The sequence below is a fragment of the Pseudomonas sp. TZ252 genome, from assembly GCF_056110345.1.
Map to the genome: position 1 here is coordinate 4269267 of NZ_CM148566.1, position 15839 is coordinate 4285105.

The window sequence follows — 15839 nt, forward strand, 5'->3', positions numbered from 1 at the left end:
GGCGCGCCGGTCGAAACCGGCGCGCCTTTTTCGTTCTGGTCCGATCAGTCGCGCAGGTTCAGTGCGCGACGGATGGTGAAGAACAGGTCGGTCTGGTCGGTCAGGCCGGTGACATTGGCGGCCTGCGGGCCGTAGGCGGCGATGCGCAACTGGGTGCCGGTGTGCTCCTGGGAGCCTTCCTCGGAGTTGCCGTAGCTGATCGCCAGCGGCGCGCCGTCCTTGGTCGTGAGCAGTTGGGTCAGCCCCGGCGCGGCGGTTTCCGGCGGGATGATCTGGCTGGAGTGGGCGTGGTCGGCGGTGACGATCACCAGGGTCTCGCCATCGGCCTTGGCGAAGGCCAGGGCCTTCTGCACGGCTTCGTCGAGGTCGACGGTCTCGCCGATCTGGCCGCACGGATTCGCGGCGTGGTCCTGCTTGTCGATGGACGCGCCCTCGACCTGCAGGAAGAAGCCGTTCGGATTGTCCTTCAGCAGCTCGATGGCCTTGCTGGTCATTTGCGCCAGGGTCGGGATGTCGGCGGTGCGCTTCGGGTTCGCCTCGCAGCTCACCGCCGGCTGGTTCAGGTTGCCGTGGTAGGTGGCGGTCGGACCGAGCCAGCGCACTGGCATGTTGCCCGGCGCGAACAGGCCGATCAGCGGCTGCTTCTGGTTGGCGCGGCGCACGGCTTTCAGCTCGTCGAGGTTCTCGACGATCCGGTAGCCGCGGGCTTCGGCCTGGGCGCGGAGGGTCTTGCCGGCATAGCGGCCAGCCTTGGCGGTTTCCGCGAAGGTCGCGGCGCCGCCGCCGAGAACCACGTCAGGGCGGGTCTTCAGCCACTGCTCGGTGATCGAGCCGGCGCCGCCGTTCTCCAGGGCATTGCTCGGGCACTGCTTGCTGGTGGCCTCGGGACCGTAGCACTTGCGAGCGGTGACGTGGGCGAGCAGGGCGGCGGGGGTGGCGTCCTGCAGCTCGGCGGTGGAGACGTTGCCGGTGGCCTTGCCGTTGAGCTTGGCCAGCTCCAGCAGGTTGCGGTGCGGCTGTTCGTGGATATCCACGCCGATCGCGCCGTTGTACGACTTGACCCCGGTGGTCCAGGCGGTGGCGGAGGCGGCGGAATCGGTCACGTAGTCCGGCAGGCCGCTGTCCTTGTGCAGGGAGTAGTGGGTGTACTGGCCGGTCAGCGGCAGCGCATCGATACCCTTGAAGTAGCCGCCCGCGCCGCGCGCGTAGTTGCGCGCCACGGTGATCTCGGAGTCGCCCATGCCGTCGCCGATCAGCAGGATCACGTTCTTCGCCTTCTTCTTCGACAGCGACTGCTTCAGGGCCTGGGTCAGGTCCTGCTCGACGCGCCGTGCGCCGCCGTACTCGCTGAGTTCGCCACGGGCCTGGCGGTTGAACAGCGACGGATCGTCCTGGCGCGCCTGGGCCGGCAAGGCGCTGCCGAGCACGGCCATGGAGACGGCAAGAGAGAGGGCGAGGGGATAACCTGGGGTCATGACGCATTTCCCTATGTTGAGGAGGTGGCTGTGCGAGACGGCAGGGCCATCCGGCGAGTGCTACGAAAGTAGGGAAGGGTGATGACGGGCTTGTGACAATTTCTTTCGAAGTGTGTGGCGCGCGCGACGCATCACGTCGTGACGAGCGGGGAGCGAGCCGGTATGGTGCGCAGGTCTATTCCGGTTCGTTCAAGGAAAGCCTCCATGAGTCTGCACGGCGTTTACGATTCCCAGAACATCTTCGCCAAGATCATTCGCGGCGAAGCTCCCTGCTACAAGGTCTACGAAGACGAGGACGTGCTCGCCTTCCTCGATCTGTTCCCGCAGTCCTACGGGCATACCCTGGTGATTCCCAAGCACGCCGAGGCGCGCAACCTGCTCGAGATCGATGCGCAGAACCTGGCCAAGGTCATGGCCGTGGTCCAGCGCCTGACCCGCGCCCTGGTCGAGGAGGTGCAGCCGGACGGCGTGCAGGTCGCCCAGTTCAACGGCGCCCCCGCCGGGCAGACGGTCTTCCACATCCATTTCCACGTCATCCCGCGCTTCAGCGGCGAGAATCTCGGCATCCATGCGGCGAAGCAGGGCGACCCGGAAGTGCTCGCACAACTTCAGGAGCGTTTGGCGCAGCGTCTGCAAGGCTGATTGCGCAAGGGCCGGCCCGGGACGGGGGGGCGGTCCTTCGCTCGTTGGATTTTTCTGAAATACCTTGTTACATACTGTCGAGGGTCAGGCGCGCCGCGGTTTTCCGGCGATGTGCGCAACAATTTGCACAGTTTTTTTGACGTAGCATCCGCGACATCCCGCTCTTCGGAGCGACCACGGCGAACAGGGACGCCAGCCGTGCAGGTTTTTCGAGCAACAGGGGACAGCGGATGTTCAACCCGGCCAACCAGACCCACTTCAGCCTCACCCTCGACGGCCTCCGCCACGACCTGCAGGTCCTCGCCTTCAACGGCCACGAAGGCATCAGTCGCCCCTACCGTTTCGAACTCGAACTGGTCGGAGAGCGCGCCGGCCTCGACCTCGAAACGTTCCTCCACCGGCCCGCCTTCCTCGCCTTCACCCCGCAGGGCCAGGGTGTCCACGGCCTGGTCTACGGCGCTGCCCAGGGCGATGCCGGCAAGCGCCTGACCCGCTATCGCCTCACCCTCGTCCCGCACCTGGCCTACCTCGCCCAGCGCAACAACCAGCGGATCTTCCAGCACCTCACGGTGCCGCAGATCGTCGCCCTGATCCTCGAGGAGCACGGCATCCTCGCCGACGCCTACCGCTTCCAGCTCGGCACCCGGTATCCCGAGCGCGAATACTGCGTGCAGTACGACGAAAGCGACCTGCATTTCGTCCAGCGCCTCTGTGCCGAAGAGGGCATCCATTTCCATTTCCGGCACAGCGCCGAGGCGCACCTGCTGGTGTTCGGCGACGACCAGACGGTGTTCCCCCGCCTGGGCCGTCCCACCGCCTACGTGCACGACAGCGGGCTGGTCGCCGACGAACCGGTGATCAAGCGCTTCAGCCTGCGCCTGGCCAGCCGCACCACGCGCACCACCCGCCGCGACTACGACTTCGAGAAGCCGCGGCTGCTGCTGGAGGCCGGCAACCGCCCCGCTGCCGACGCCCCGGCCGAGCCGGACCTGGAGGACTACGACTACCCCGGTCGCTTCGTCGATCGCCAGCGCGGCAAGCTGCTCAGCCAGCGCGCCCTGGAGCGCCACCGCGCCGACCGGCGCCTGGGCGAAGGGGTCAGCGACCAGCCGCTGCTGGTCAGCGGGCACTTCCTGGAGATCGCCGAGCACCCGCGCGCGGAGTGGAACGACCTGTGGCTGCTCAGCGAAGTCTTCCACGAAGGCAAGCAGCCGCAGGTGCTGGAAGAGAACGTTACCTCCGACACGTCGGCCAGCACGGACGACTTCCAGCAGGGCTACCGCAACCGCTTCCTCGCGACGCCCTGGAAGGTGTTCTTCCGCCCGCCGCTGGAGCACCCGAAGCCGCGCGTGCTGGGCAGCCAGACCGCGGTGGTGACCGGCCCGCCAGGCGAGGAAATCCACTGCGACCGCTACGGCCGGGTCAGGGTGCAGTTCCACTGGGACCGCGAGGGCCAGGGCGACGACAAGAGCAGTTGCTGGCTGCGCGTAGCCAGCGGTTGGGCCGGCAACGGCTATGGCGGCATCGTCATTCCGCGGGTCGGCATGGAAGTGCTGGTGGACTTCCTCGAAGGCGATCCCGACCAGCCGCTGGTCAGCGGCTGCGTCTACCACGCCGCCCACCCGGTGCCCTACGAGTTGCCGGCGAACCAGACCCGCAGCGTCTTCAAGAGCCTCAGCAGCCCTGGCGGCGGTGGCTACAACGAGCTGCGCATCGAGGATCGCAAGGGCCAGGAACAGATCTTCGTCCATGCCCAGCGCGACTGGGACGAGAACATCGAGCATGACCAGAAGATCCGCGTCGGCCACGAACGCCACGACACCGTGGAGGCGAACAGCTACAGCGAGTTCAAGGCCGAGGAGCATCACACCGTGCACGGAGAGCGCAAGGTCGAGCTGAAGGCCGATGACCACCTGACGGTCGGCGACAGCCAGCACGTGAAGCTCGGTCGTGCCTACCTGGCCAGGGCCGGGCGCGAGATCCACCTGAAGGCCGGGCAGAAGATGGTGATCGAGGCTGACAGCGAACTGACGGTGAAGGCCGGCGGCAGCTTCATCCGGCTCGACGCAAGCGGCATCGCCATCAGCGGCCCGTTGGCACGGATCAATGCAGGCGGCGCGCCGGGAAGCGGCTCGGGGATCGCGATCAAGATGCCGCGGGTGCCGGGCATGGCCGACCAGGACAGCTCCGGCGCGCCACCCGAGGCGGTCGCGGCCAACCTGCCGCCGCGGCAACCGGTCTGCGAAGAGTGCCTGCTACAGGCGAAGAAAAGAGGCCAGGCGCTCGCCGAGCGCTGAGGAACCGCGATGACGCCGAACCCCCGCCATTGGGCCCGCGAGCTGTGGCAGCGCTCCCGCGATCGCGGCTTGCAGACCCACATCGATGTATTGGTCGATGCCACCGGGCTGGACGACTATCCCTTGCTCGCCGAGCATGCGCGGCAAAGCGATCCTCCGGCGCTGTTCAAATTGCTGGAGCAAACCCCGGAGGCCGCCCTGGCCGACGAGGGCCCGCTGCTGCTGCGCCTGGAAGACGGCCACGCGGCCTGGCTGGACGAACTGCTCGAACGCATCGACTGCCGCCGCCACCTGATGCTCCTGTTCAGCCCCTGGCCGTTGCCGCGCCTGGGCGAGCACCTGCGCAGCTGCACCCAGGCCGAGTGGAACCAGGGTCGTTCCAGCGGCGTACTGCGTTTCTACGAGCCGGGCCTGTTCATGGCCGTCAGCGACATGCTCGATCCCCGGCAGAGCCGTTATCTGCATGCCCCGGTTTCCAGCTGGCACTGGCTGGACCGCGACGGCCGGCCGAGGGCGCTGGCCGGTCATTACCAGGCCCACGAGACGCCGCCGCTGCAAGCGGCCCTCCGCCTGGAAGCGCACCAGGTCGCTGCCTTGCGCGCCTGGAGCGAGGCCGAAGCCTACCGCCGCGAATACTTCGTGCTGCCCCGCGAGTATGGACTGGGCAGCCAGGAAAGCCTGCTCCAGCATCTGGTCCAGGCGCACCTGGCCGCCGACCGCCAGGGCTTGCAGGACTTCGACCAGCGCGATGCCTTCGTCGCCCAATGGCTACGCGAACAGACCCCCGGCCCCGGCTTTTCCCCGGCGGGAACGAGTCGCGCATGAACGGGCGCGGCATCGGCCTTCCCGCCCTGCTTCCGGGGCCCCTGCTGGCCGCGGGCTGCCAGAGCGGGCCGGACATGCTGGCGGCGCCGGTGATGGGTTACAACCATACGTCCGCGGCGATCAATTGGTTTTCGGTGAATGGGGCGGGTGGACCGCGTTTAGGCCCTTATCAGGGGGATGGTAGCCAGGTTTGTTGCGGAGTGATTCCAAAGAAGTGGAATCCAAATTTGAAAGCTGTCGTGGAATGGGAGAAAGATCCCAAACCGCACGCCGCTATAAGGCGAGATAAATATGGACGGCTGGATAAAGATGATTACTTGAGAAATGCCTCAAGCTACACCCGACACAAGATGATCGTGGATGTACCTAGATATAGTGAAAAAATATGCCTGTTGCAGGTGCATTTCCTCCCGTGCTACCAGGTCGTGGTCTCAACAACCTATTACAGCCAGGGGCATCCAGAGTATCCAGATAGAAAGTATTTTCAGAAGAGAGCCTTCATGCAAAAGCTCTTGAATGCAAAGGGGTTAAGGACACCTGTTTGGCTGATTGCTTTACTGATAGGTTTTTTGTTTTTACAAGCGTGCCAGGCAGGCCCTGATATGGTGTCTACTCCTATCGGAGGATACAACCATAAATTCGGCGGCTATTAACAGATTCAGTGTAAATGGTGCTGGCGGATTAAACCTTGGTCCATTTCAGGGGGAGCAGGGCAGGTATGTTGTGGTGTAGTTCCTAGAGTTTGGAAGTCGGGCTTGAAGGCAACCGTAGAGTGGGAGGTGGTTCCTGAGCCAGGGGCTTATAAAGACTGGCCGGAAAGATATTTTCAGATGGCTGGAGAAAACGTATGAGAGAGCATGGGCTCTTGTATGTTCGTCATAAGGAAGCCGTCGATATACCTCCTTGTGATAGTAAGGAGATTTGTTCGCTAAAAATGCACTTTCTTCCATGTGATAAGGTTGCTACTTCAGTTGCCTGTTATACGCCGTTTCATCCTGAATATCCGAATAAAGGTTACTTTTATATGAGGGGTATGTCATGCAGAAGTTGATGAACTTGATCTGTGTGGGAAATAAAAATTCCATTGGGCTGGTGGTTTTTCTCAGCACCTTCTTTGGGCTGGTGGCATGCCAGGCTGGGCCTGAAGTGCTGTCTACACCTATCATGGGTTACAACCATACTCCGGCGGCGATTAACGAATTTACGGTGAATGGTGCTGGCGGACCGAACTTAGGTCCTTATCAGGGAGATGGTAGTCAAGTTTGTTGTGGGGTAATTCCAAAGAGATGGAATCCAAATTTGAAAGTTATTGTGGAATGGGAGAAGGATCCAAATCCCCGTGCCGTTATAAAACGAGATAAATATGGGCGGTTGGATGAGAGTGATTATTTGAGGCATGCCTCAAGTTACACCCGTCACAAGGCGACTGTGAATGTGCCTAGGTATGATGAAAAGGTGTGCTTGCTGCAGGTGCACTTCTTGCCGTGTGACGAGGTGGCTGTTTCTACGACTTGTTATGGGCCAAATCATCCAAAATATCCTGATAAGGCCTATTTCGAGATGAGAAAGTCAACGATATGTCCGGCTAACTGAAGGCAGGTGGGAAGATGCCTAATTTTGGATTTCATATAGCACCCACCCATCCTGTGGCAGGGCGCCTGATTTATGATTCTAAAAAATTATCAGAAAATATATTAAAGCAGCAGAGTGATGAACGGGTTTTTTCAAGGGCGCAAGAGCAAAAAAGGCTTTCTGAAGGTGACGTAGTCGGTGGTGCGCCTTGCTGTAAAGCTATCCATATTACACTTGGTTTTGATGGGACTAATAATAACGATAAGGCTGATGGTTCATCGGTTTCTCCATCTTGCAGTAATGTCGCTAGGCTAATTCATGCAAGTATTGGGAGCGGCGATGATATAAACAGTAGGGGGATTTTTAAGTACTATTGCCCAGGTGTGGGTACGGTGTTTCCGGATATTAAAGAATTTACGCCTTCAAACATGGGGTTAATTGGTGCTGAGGGAGGCGAAAATCGAATAAACTGGGGGCTGGTTCAGTTAGTTGATGCTCTTTTCTATACTTTATTAAAAAGTAGGCTTAAACTAAATGAGGTTCAGGACCTAGTAGAAGAAATGTCCACTAACTGGACCGTCAGTACGCTCACTGGTGGTTTATTGGAAAACGGCGAGAAAAAACGCCGAGCTGCCTTGGAGCCAAAACTCAAGGAACTGGAAGAAAAGCTTCGACAGCGTCAGAACTCTGGACAGAAACCGCATATCCTGGCCATGCGCTTGTATGTCTACGGATTCTCCCGTGGGGCGGCAGAAGCACGAGCCTTTGCCAACTGGCTGCAGGAGCTAACCCGGGTCAGCGATGCCGATGGTCGGGTGGAATATCGCTTTGCCGGTCTGCCGATCTCGATCGAGTTCCTCGGCCTTTTCGATACCGTGGCGGCAGTTGGGCTGGCGGATAGTGCGCCGTTCGCTGCCGGGCATATGGATTGGGCCGATGACACCATGCGCCTGCCCGATGAGGCCCTCTCCCAGTGCCTGCCGACCATCCTGCCGGAAGACTGTTCTTTTCTGAAACGTTGCGTGCATCTGGTTTCCTGTCATGAGCAGCGTGCCAGTTTTCCACTCGATTCGATCCGCCGTCGTGACATGGATGCCAACGGACGTCGGACGGGGCCCTCCTGCTACCGGAAGTGGACGGTGGAATATGCTTATCCTGGTGTTCACTCGGATGTTGGTGGCGGTTATGGCGTCGGCAACCAGGGGAAAGCTGTGGGAGGTTCGGAATTTCTACTATCCCAGATAGCGTTGCAGCATATGTATGCGGAGGCTTTCGAGGCAGGTGCTCCTTTGCAAGTTCCAGCACCTGCCGTCCATCCAGACTTTCATGAAGATTGGCGGGTAATGGTGCCCAAGATTGAAGCGGAGTTCAGCGTCTCCGAAGAACTCGCCACCCGTTTCAACGCCTGGCAGGCCCAAGCCCAGGCCAAGGCCGGCCCCCTGGAAGAGGTGATCCGTCGCGAGACCGCGTTGATCACCGCCTGGCGCATCGACCGCTATGCCGGCGGGCTGCGCAACAAGGCGTTCTTCGCCAATGTCCCGCCGGACATGCCGGAAGCCCAGCAGAAGGCCTGGGAGGCCCTGCACAAGCGGCGTAGCCGGGAGTACGCGGCCGCCCAGCAGGGCGAGCCGCTCCCGCCGATGAGCGCCGCCGAACAGGCGGAGTGGGATCGCAACGTGGCGCTGATCGGCGGCGAGGACAAACTGCGCGACCTGCGGGTGGAGAAGCAGTTCGATCCGCCGCTGGACCAGCGCCAACTACTCGGCGCCGCCGCCGAATTCGCCCATGACTACAAGGGCGACTGGGGCGTGCTCGACGACGGCATGACGGTGGGCGGAGTGATCGACCTGCTGCTCGGCGGCACCGTATTCCTGATCAACGAGGAAGACGAAGCCGAGGAATACAGCCAGATCCACCGCGACGGTAGCGCGCGCTACCACCAGTTGTTCAGCGCTCCCGACCGGGTGGCGCCGGGCCAGGAAAAGCTGGTGGCGCTGTTCGACGAACAGGTGCACGACTCCCGCGCCTGGTTCATGAACACTTCGGCGATAGGCCCGCGAGAACCCTTCACCGACTACTTCCGCTATCGCCTGGTGCATTTCGATAACGAGTCGAACAAGCGGCTCTCGGTGCTGGCCACCGCCGGGCGGGTGGTGGGCGTCGGGGTGATGCTGGCCAGCGTCGGCCTCAGCGTCAAGCGCCGCGATCCGCGGATGCTGCTCGGGCTGTTCCTGCCATCGCTGGCGCGTCCGCTGCTGAGCGGCAAGGTCGGCCTGCCGGAGATCAGCGCCTTCGACCCGCTGACCGGGATCGCCTTGCCGATGGTCGGCGGGGCGGCGCTGGACAACCTGCGGGCCTTCACCCGCGAGCCTGGCGACAAGGTCGAGCAGATCGGCCAGTTGCCGCCACCGCCGCCGCTAGCGGTCGCGGCGGTGCAATCGCCCGCATTGCAGCAGGTGCTGCTGGCTCAGCAGACCGTGGAGGCGCTCAAGGCGCGCGACCTGGGCAGCCTGGCCGGGCTGGTGGCCAAGGCCGAACTCACCCAGGCGCCCGCGGCGGCGACCCCGGCCTGGCTCGCCGAGGCGAAGCAGGCCTTGCAGGACATGGGTACGGAGCGGGCGCAACCGCCGGGCCCCGGCTCGGCGCCGGGCTGGCTGCAGCGCGGCAAGGACCTGATGGAATCGCTTTGAACCTCGACCGGCGAACGCGGCCGACCTGTCGCCCCGGATCATTCGGTGCGGATGTCGAACCCGCTGCTGGCCTCGCTGACGATACGGAAGCGCGCGTTGCCGTCCGCGGCGATCCGGGTTCTCAGCTCGCGGTTCAGCAGGCCCTTGCCGCAGAGAGTGTCGTCCTGGGTATCGATGCCGATACCGACCACATGCTCGCCCGCCGGCACCTGGAAGCTGGCTTCCTCGCCGACGCCGATGCGCGCGGCGACCTGGCGGTCGATAAGGAACGCCACGTAGCAGCCGCCGCCCAGGTAGCCATAGTCGCGGTGGACTTCCAGCCGGCCGCCACCGCTCACCGGTTGCTGGTAGCCGAGCAGGCGTTCGGCGGGGATCGCCCGGGTCTTCTCGGCGGGAACCGAGGAACAGCCGGCCAGGAGGAAAAGGATCGCTACGGCGTACATCGGGCGCATGAAGGCTCTCCGTCGAAAGGTTCCCTCAGGCTAGCCCAGTTTCGCTGGAGCGCGGAGCGACGGGGCGGAGTGGGCTAGAATGCCTGGCCTGTTCTTCCGGAGCCGACTACCGATGCGCCAGGCCCTGCTGATCGTCGACGTGCAACCCTGTTTCGCCCCGCCGGACTGGCTGCTGGAAGGCATCGGCCAACTGCTCGGGCGGATGCCCTCGGTGGCCAGCGTCGAGCGCCATGACGAATCCCGTACGCCGTTCCAGCGCCAGCTCGGCTGGCGACCGCCGCTCGACGATGCCTGCCTGGTGGCGGCCGACCGGGTCTTCGTCAAGCATGGCTACCTGCCGACGGCGGAACTCGTCGACCATCTGCGTGCGCTGCGAGCGGAACGGGTGCTGGTATGCGGCATCCAGGCCGACACCTGCGTGCTCGCCGCCGGCTTCGCCCTGTTCGACGCCGGCCTGCAACCGACCCTGATCGGCGACCTGGTGCTCGGCTCCTCGCTGGATCGCTCGGGGGAGCTGGGTGTGCGCCTGTGGAAGCATCATTTCGGCCAGGTCGTCAGCCTGGCCGAGGTGCTGGCGGATTGAGGCTCAGTGGGGCCGGCTGAGCAGCGCGACCGTGGCCTCGGCATTCATCATCCGCGCCGCCGCCAGCGGCGTCAGCCCGGCGGCGTCCTGGGCGTCACGACGGGCGCCGTGGGCCAGCAGGCTGGCGGCGACCTCGGCCTGGTTGAACATGGCCGCCATCATCAGTGCGGTCTTGCCGTCGGCCGAGGCGCCCTCGACGTCGGCGCCGCCGGCGAGGAGCAGTTCGACCATCGCCAGGTCGCCCTTGAACGCAGCGCCGGCCAGCGGTGTCTGCCCGGCCAGGTTGCGCAGGTCCGGGTCGGCCTTGTAGGCCAGCAGCAGGCGTACCGTGTCGGCGTGGCCATGGTAGCTGGCCAGCATTAGCAGGCTGTCGCCCTTGTGGTTGCGCAGGTTCGGCGGCAGGCCCTGTTGCAGCAGTTGCTCGAGGCGCTGGCTGTTGCCCTGGCGGGCCAGGTCGAACAGCTGGTGGACGAACTCCTGGGTTTCCATATCCAGTTCTGGACGAGGGCTATCGGTCATGGGGCTGCTTCCTTGTGAATACCGGGTTTGCCGAATGATAGGCGGCCTTGCCGAGGTGGGCTGTTGAGCATTGCCTATGGGGCGGGTTGGCAAATTCAATCGATGGTTGGGGTGGGAAGGTGCCAGCCTGCTGTGACCGGAAGCCGGCCTGGTTGCGTCGTCTTTACAGTTCGATACGGATATCGGTGGCGAAAACGGGGAAAATAAACCGATCGTGCGCCTATCGGCTGTGCCCGGCGCGCACTCTGGAATATCCTTGGCGCCTTCGATACCACTGAGCGGTGCGCGCGCTTGCCGAAGCGAGGCGGTGGCACACTGCGCAATGGCCGACCTTGCCCGGGCCCTGTACGAAAGCGCGTCGCCAACGTCTTTTCGTAGAGCGCCCGGCATCGCCGCGAGCGAACCCGTTTCCGGTGCCGGCCCCAGGCGGGCACCGCTATGCCTAATCGGCCCCGTTCGACGGCGGCCCAGCGAGAGAAGAGGAACAACTGTGCATAAAGCCGTCATCAGCGGAACCGGTCTTTATACTCCGCCCTACAGCATCTCCAACGATGAGCTGGTGGAGAGCTTCAATACCTTCGTGCGCCAGTACAACGACCAGCACGCCGAGGCCATCGCCAAGGGCGAACTGGAGGCGCTGGCCGAGTCCAGCTCGGCGTTCATCGAGAAGGCGTCCGGCATCAAGAGCCGCTTCGTGATGAACAAGGAAGGCATCCTCGACCCGCAGCGCATGGTTCCGTACCTTCCCGAGCGCAGCAACGACGAGTGGTCGATCCTCTGCGAGATGGCCGTGGCCGCCGCCAGGGAGGCGCTGCAGCGTGCCGGCCGCAGCGCCGCCGACATCGACGGGGTGATCGTCGCCTGCTCCAACCTGCAGCGCGCCTACCCGGCGATCGCGGTGGAGGTGCAGGCCGCGCTGGGCATCCAGGGCTACGGCTACGACATGAACGTGGCCTGCTCCTCGGCCACCTTCGGTATCCAGGCCGCCACCACCGCGATCCAGACCGGCCAGGCGCGGGCGATCCTGATGGTCAACCCGGAGATCTGCACCGGCCACCTGAACTTCCGCGACCGCGACAGCCACTTCATCTTCGGCGACGCCTGCACCGCGGTGATCGTCGAGCGCGCCGACCTGGCCGTGTCGAAGCACCAGTTCGACATCGTCAGCACCAGGCTGCTGACCCAGTTCTCCAACAACATCCGCAACAACTTCGGCTTCCTCAACCGCGCCGACGAGAGCGGTATCGGCAAGCGCGACAAGCTGTTCGTCCAGGAAGGCCGCAAGGTGTTCAAGGATGTCTGCCCGATGGTCGCCGAGCTGATCGGCGAGCACCTGGCGGCCAATGAAATCCAGGTCGCCGAGGTCAAGCGCTTCTGGCTGCACCAGGCCAACCTGAACATGAACCTGCTGATCACCCGCAAGCTGCTCGGCCGCGACGCCGAGGCGCACGAGGCGCCGGTGATCCTCGACAGCTACGCGAATACCAGTTCCGCCGGCTCGGTGATCGCCCTGCACAAGCACCAGGATGACCTGCCCAGCGGCGCCATCGGGGTGCTCAGCTCGTTCGGCGCCGGTTACTCGATCGGTAGCGTGATCCTGCGTAAACACTGATCGTGGCGGCGCCTACCGACTCCGAGCTGCTGCCGCGCCTGCTGGCCGGCGAGCAGCGAGCCTTCCGCGAGCTGGTTGGCGCCTACCAGGGCGCCATGCGGGCCGTGGCCTGGGCGATCATCGGCAGATCGCATACCGAGGAAGTGGTGCAGGACGCCTGGCTCGCGGCGGTTCGCGGGCTGGACGGGTTCCAGGGGCGTTCGAGCCTGAAGACCTGGCTGCTGACCATTACCGCCAATACCGCCAAGAGCCGCTTGCGCCAGGTTCGCCGGGAAGTTTTCCTCGACGACCTGCCGGGGCCCCATGGTACGGTGGATGACCAGCGCTTTGCCGCCGACGGTCACTGGAGCCAGCCGCCGCACGCCTGGCACGAGGATTCGCCGGAAGCCCTGCTCGCCGAGGGCGAACTGCGCGATTGCCTGGACAAGACCCTCAACGGTCTGTCCGAGCTGCAGCGCAGCGTGCTGACCCTGCGCGAACGCCAGGGCTTGGAGCTGGAGGAAATCCGTGATCTCCTGGATATCACGCTTTCCAATGTCCGGGTGCTGCTGCATCGCGCCCGCCTGAAGGTCTTCGCCACCCTGGAGCATTTCGAGGAGACCGGCCAATGCTGAGTTGCAAGGAACTGGTCGCCCGGTCCAGCGACTTTCTCGATGGGCAACTGGACTTCCGCGGACAACTGGCGGTGCGCAGCCACCTGCTCATGTGCCGGCATTGCCGGCGCTTCATCCGCCAGATGCGCCTGACCCAGGCGACCGTGCGCCATCTGCCGGAGGGGCAGGGGCCGGAACTCGACCGTCTGGCCGCGCATCTCTCCGAATTGCGCAAGGACGCCGCGCGGCGCTGAGCCGGGGTATCCTCGACACCAAGCCGCCGCCCGCGATTCGTGGGCGGCGGCTTTTTCGTTTCCGCTATCCGGCGTGGGCGAACCGAACCCGGCCTGGCATGGGTGGCTCTCCCTTCCGCGTGACGAGGTCGAGGAGTGTGGCTGGGCTTGGCGGATATCGCTGCGCGATATGCACCCTACGGAGGGGCGGCAATCCGTTTCGCTGGGCGAGCATCCGAAGTTGAGGAGAACGCCTGGGACCTGGCGAATATCGCCGACCGATATTTCTCCAGCAGGGGCAATCCCTGAGTTCAGGCAAAGGGACGGGAAATTTTTTTCGACTCCGCTGTAACGCCGCCAGGGGTGCTCCGTCCATTGGAGCGAGGACGCCATACCGGCGCCCGCTACCAACTTCAGGAGTTACCCATGAAAAAGATTTCCCTCGCTTCTTCCGTCGTCGGCGCTGCTCTGCTCGGCGTAGCCAGTGTCGGCGCGCATGCCGCGCAGAATCCCTTCGCCGTGCAGGAGCTGAGCAGCGGCTACAGCGTGGCTGCCGCCGAGAAAGCCAAGGAAGGTTCCTGCGGCGAGGCCAAGTGCGGTGCCGACAAGGGCAAGCGCGAAGCCTCCAAGGCCGGTCATGAAGGCAGCTGCGGTGCGGATCGCAAGGCCAAGGAAGGTTCCTGCGGTGGCGAGAAGAAGGCCGGCGAAGGCAACTGCGGCGCCGACAAGAAGAAGTCGTAAGGCCTGAGGAGACGGACCATGCAACGGGAATTCGTCAGCGGCGCCGGGCTAGGCCTGCGTCGCGCGCTGCTGGAGCCGCTCGGCGCCGGCGATGGGGTCCGGGTCGACTTCCTCGAGGTCGCTCCGGAGAACTGGATCGGCATCGGCGGCCGTCTCGGCCGCCAGTTCCGCGAGCTGACCGAGCGCCTGCCGTTCCTCTGCCATGGTCTGTCTCTCAACCTCGGTGGCTACGCCCCGCTGGACATGTCGTTGCTGCGCGCGATCAAGGGTTTCATCGAGCAGCATGACATCCGTGCCTACAGCGAGCACCTGTCGGCCTGCGCCGACGACGGCCAGCTCTACGACCTGATGCCGCTACCGTTCAGCGACGAATCGGTGCGCCGGGTCGCCGAACGGGTCCGGGTGGTACAGGACGTCCTCGAGCGGCCGTTGATCGTCGAGAACGTCTCGGCGTATGCGCGCTTGCCGGGCGAGCTGGAAGAGGTCGATTTCGTCCGCGCGGTACTGGAGGAAGCCGATTGCCAATTGCTGCTGGACGTCAACAACGTCTACGTCAACGCCTGCAACTTCGGTTTCGACGCACACGCCTACATCGCCGCGATGCCCAGCCGGAGGATCGCCTACCTGCACATGGCCGGGCACGACGAACAGGGCGCCAGCCTGAAGATCGACACCCATGGCGCGCCGGTCTGCGATCCGGTCTGGGAACTGCTGGCACATGCCTATGCCTGCCATGGCGAACGCCCGACGCTGCTGGAGCGCGATTTCAACCTCCCGCCACTGAGCGAGCTGTATGCCGAAACCGATCGCATCCGCGAGCTGCAGCGGCGCAGCGGTGAAGCGCAACTGCGCAGCCTGGGGTACGGCACATGAACCACACGACCTTGCAACGGCGTTTCGCCGCACGTATCCGCGATCCGCAGCAGGCCTTGCCGCCCGGCATCGCGACGGAGCGCATGGCGATCTACGAGGAACTGTTCTTCAACAACCTGGACGGTTTCATCAGCAGCGGTTTCCCGGTCCTGCGCCAGTTGTTCGACGAGCCGCGCTGGCATCGCCTGGTGCGTGCCTTCATGCGCGAGCATCGCTGCCGCACACCGTACTTCAGCCAATTGGGCGAGGAGTTCATCGGCTGGCTGCAGGACGGCTACCGCGCGGAGGAGGGCGATCCGCCCTTCCTGCTGGAGCTGGCTCACTACGAGTGGGTCGAGCTGGCCCTGTCGCTGGCCGAGGCGCCTGTCGAGACGCTGCCGCAGGCCTGGTCGTGGTCGCCACTGGCCTGGCCGCTGGCCTATCGCTGGCCGGTCCATCGCCTGGGGCCGAGCCATCGGCCGATGGAGCCGCCGGCCGAGCCGACCTGCCTGCTGGTCTGGCGCGATCCGGCGGAGCGGGTGCGCTTCCTGCACCTGTCGCCATTCGCCTATCGCCTCGCGCAGCGCCTGAGCGAGGAGGGCGAGGCGCCGGTGGCGCTGCTGCCGTTGTTGCGCGAGTTGGCCGGAAGCTGCGGCCTGAGCGCCGACGTGGAGTATTTCGAAAATGCCTTCGCCTTGCTGGAGGACTGGCACGCCCAGGGCATCCTCATGGGCGAGGGCGCTCTGGAGTGAT

17 protein-coding genes and 1 pseudogene are annotated in these 15839 nt (G+C 64.0%); 15 read left to right on the plus strand and 3 right to left on the minus strand.

The features are described from left to right. Positions 1-44: 44 nt before the first annotated feature. Complete coding sequence (gene phoA, locus ACYAF3_RS19740; protein ID WP_003112133.1) at positions 45-1475, minus strand: alkaline phosphatase; 1431 nt, start codon at positions 1473-1475, stop codon at positions 45-47. 204 nt (positions 1476-1679) lie between these two features. Here phoA and ACYAF3_RS19745 point away from each other — a divergent pair, with 204 nt between their 5' ends. The 8 genes and pseudogenes from ACYAF3_RS19745 (at position 1680) to ACYAF3_RS19780 (ending at position 9501) form a co-directional block, all read left to right on the plus strand. Then, complete coding sequence (locus tag ACYAF3_RS19745; protein ID WP_003105490.1) at positions 1680-2117, plus strand: HIT family protein; 438 nt, start codon at positions 1680-1682, stop codon at positions 2115-2117. 230 nt (positions 2118-2347) lie between these two features. Next, positions 2348-4414, plus strand: coding sequence for a type VI secretion system Vgr family protein (locus ACYAF3_RS19750; RefSeq protein ID WP_034077051.1), 2067 nt, complete (start codon positions 2348-2350; stop codon positions 4412-4414). Between the two features lie 9 nt (positions 4415-4423). Beyond that, positions 4424-5239 carry a DUF4123 domain-containing protein gene (locus tag ACYAF3_RS19755; protein ID WP_031684418.1) on the plus strand — a complete coding sequence of 272 codons (816 nt, stop codon included), beginning with the start codon at positions 4424-4426 and terminating at the stop codon, positions 5237-5239. Further along, positions 5236-5755 (plus strand): annotated as a pseudogene (locus tag ACYAF3_RS19760) (DUF3304 domain-containing protein). Before ACYAF3_RS19755 ends, ACYAF3_RS19760 begins: the two are co-directional and overlap by 4 nt. A gap of 179 nt (positions 5756-5934) precedes the next feature. Then, positions 5935-6090, plus strand: a complete 156-nt coding sequence (locus ACYAF3_RS19765; RefSeq protein ID WP_221767833.1) for a DUF3304 domain-containing protein — start codon at positions 5935-5937, stop codon at positions 6088-6090. After that, positions 6087-6290, plus strand: a complete 204-nt coding sequence (locus ACYAF3_RS19770; RefSeq protein WP_073658300.1) for a DUF3304 domain-containing protein — start codon at positions 6087-6089, stop codon at positions 6288-6290. The genes ACYAF3_RS19765 and ACYAF3_RS19770 overlap by 4 nt, the downstream gene beginning before the upstream one ends. Then, on the plus strand, positions 6278-6832 hold the full coding sequence (locus ACYAF3_RS19775) for a DUF3304 domain-containing protein (protein ID WP_031635490.1): 555 nt from the start codon (positions 6278-6280) through the stop codon (positions 6830-6832). Before ACYAF3_RS19770 ends, ACYAF3_RS19775 begins: the two co-directional genes overlap by 13 nt. A gap of 14 nt (positions 6833-6846) precedes the next feature. Next, entirely contained in the window at positions 6847-9501 is a 2655-nt protein-coding gene (locus ACYAF3_RS19780) for a T6SS phospholipase effector Tle1-like catalytic domain-containing protein (RefSeq protein WP_073658301.1), read from the plus strand. A 38-nt stretch (positions 9502-9539) separates the two neighbouring features. Here ACYAF3_RS19780 and ACYAF3_RS19785 read toward each other — a convergent pair whose 3' ends face one another. After that, positions 9540-9953 carry a hypothetical protein gene (locus ACYAF3_RS19785; protein WP_003104441.1) on the minus strand — a complete coding sequence of 138 codons (414 nt, stop codon included), beginning with the start codon at positions 9951-9953 and terminating at the stop codon, positions 9540-9542. A gap of 79 nt (positions 9954-10032) precedes the next feature. Between ACYAF3_RS19785 and ACYAF3_RS19790 the strand changes: the two genes are divergently transcribed. Beyond that, a complete protein-coding gene (locus tag ACYAF3_RS19790; protein ID WP_003119669.1) occupies positions 10033-10536 on the plus strand; it encodes a cysteine hydrolase family protein in 504 nt (167 codons plus the stop codon). Positions 10537-10539: 3 nt separating this feature from the next. On the opposite strand, the gene ACYAF3_RS19795 is transcribed toward ACYAF3_RS19790, so the two are convergent. Beyond that, a complete protein-coding gene (locus tag ACYAF3_RS19795) occupies positions 10540-11055 on the minus strand; it encodes an ankyrin repeat domain-containing protein (protein ID WP_003091630.1) in 516 nt (171 codons plus the stop codon). A 490-nt stretch (positions 11056-11545) separates the two neighbouring features. Between ACYAF3_RS19795 and ACYAF3_RS19800 the strand changes: the two genes are divergently transcribed. From ACYAF3_RS19800 to ACYAF3_RS19825, 6 genes are all read left to right on the plus strand, one after another. Then, positions 11546-12667, plus strand: coding sequence for a beta-ketoacyl-ACP synthase III (locus ACYAF3_RS19800; RefSeq protein WP_003104436.1), 1122 nt, complete (start codon positions 11546-11548; stop codon positions 12665-12667). A 2-nt stretch (positions 12668-12669) separates the two neighbouring features. Continuing rightward, entirely contained in the window at positions 12670-13281 is a 612-nt protein-coding gene (locus tag ACYAF3_RS19805) for an RNA polymerase sigma factor (RefSeq protein ID WP_073658302.1), read from the plus strand. Further along, positions 13275-13514: an anti-sigma factor family protein gene (locus ACYAF3_RS19810; RefSeq protein WP_003091627.1), complete on the plus strand. Its 240-nt coding sequence runs from the start codon at positions 13275-13277 to the stop codon at positions 13512-13514. The genes ACYAF3_RS19805 and ACYAF3_RS19810 overlap by 7 nt, the downstream gene beginning before the upstream one ends. Before the next feature lie 405 nt (positions 13515-13919). Further along, a complete protein-coding gene (locus ACYAF3_RS19815; RefSeq protein WP_003091625.1) occupies positions 13920-14234 on the plus strand; it encodes an HvfA family oxazolone/thioamide-modified RiPP metallophore in 315 nt (104 codons plus the stop codon). Between the two features lie 18 nt (positions 14235-14252). After that, the gene (locus ACYAF3_RS19820; RefSeq protein WP_003114074.1) at positions 14253-15107 is read left to right on the plus strand and encodes an HvfB family MNIO-type RiPP peptide maturase; all 855 of its coding nucleotides are present in this window, start codon (positions 14253-14255) and stop codon (positions 15105-15107) included. Continuing rightward, a complete protein-coding gene (locus tag ACYAF3_RS19825) occupies positions 15104-15838 on the plus strand; it encodes an HvfC family RiPP maturation protein (RefSeq protein WP_003114075.1) in 735 nt (244 codons plus the stop codon). The genes ACYAF3_RS19820 and ACYAF3_RS19825 overlap by 4 nt, the downstream gene beginning before the upstream one ends. The last annotated feature ends 1 nt before the right edge of the window (position 15839 follow it).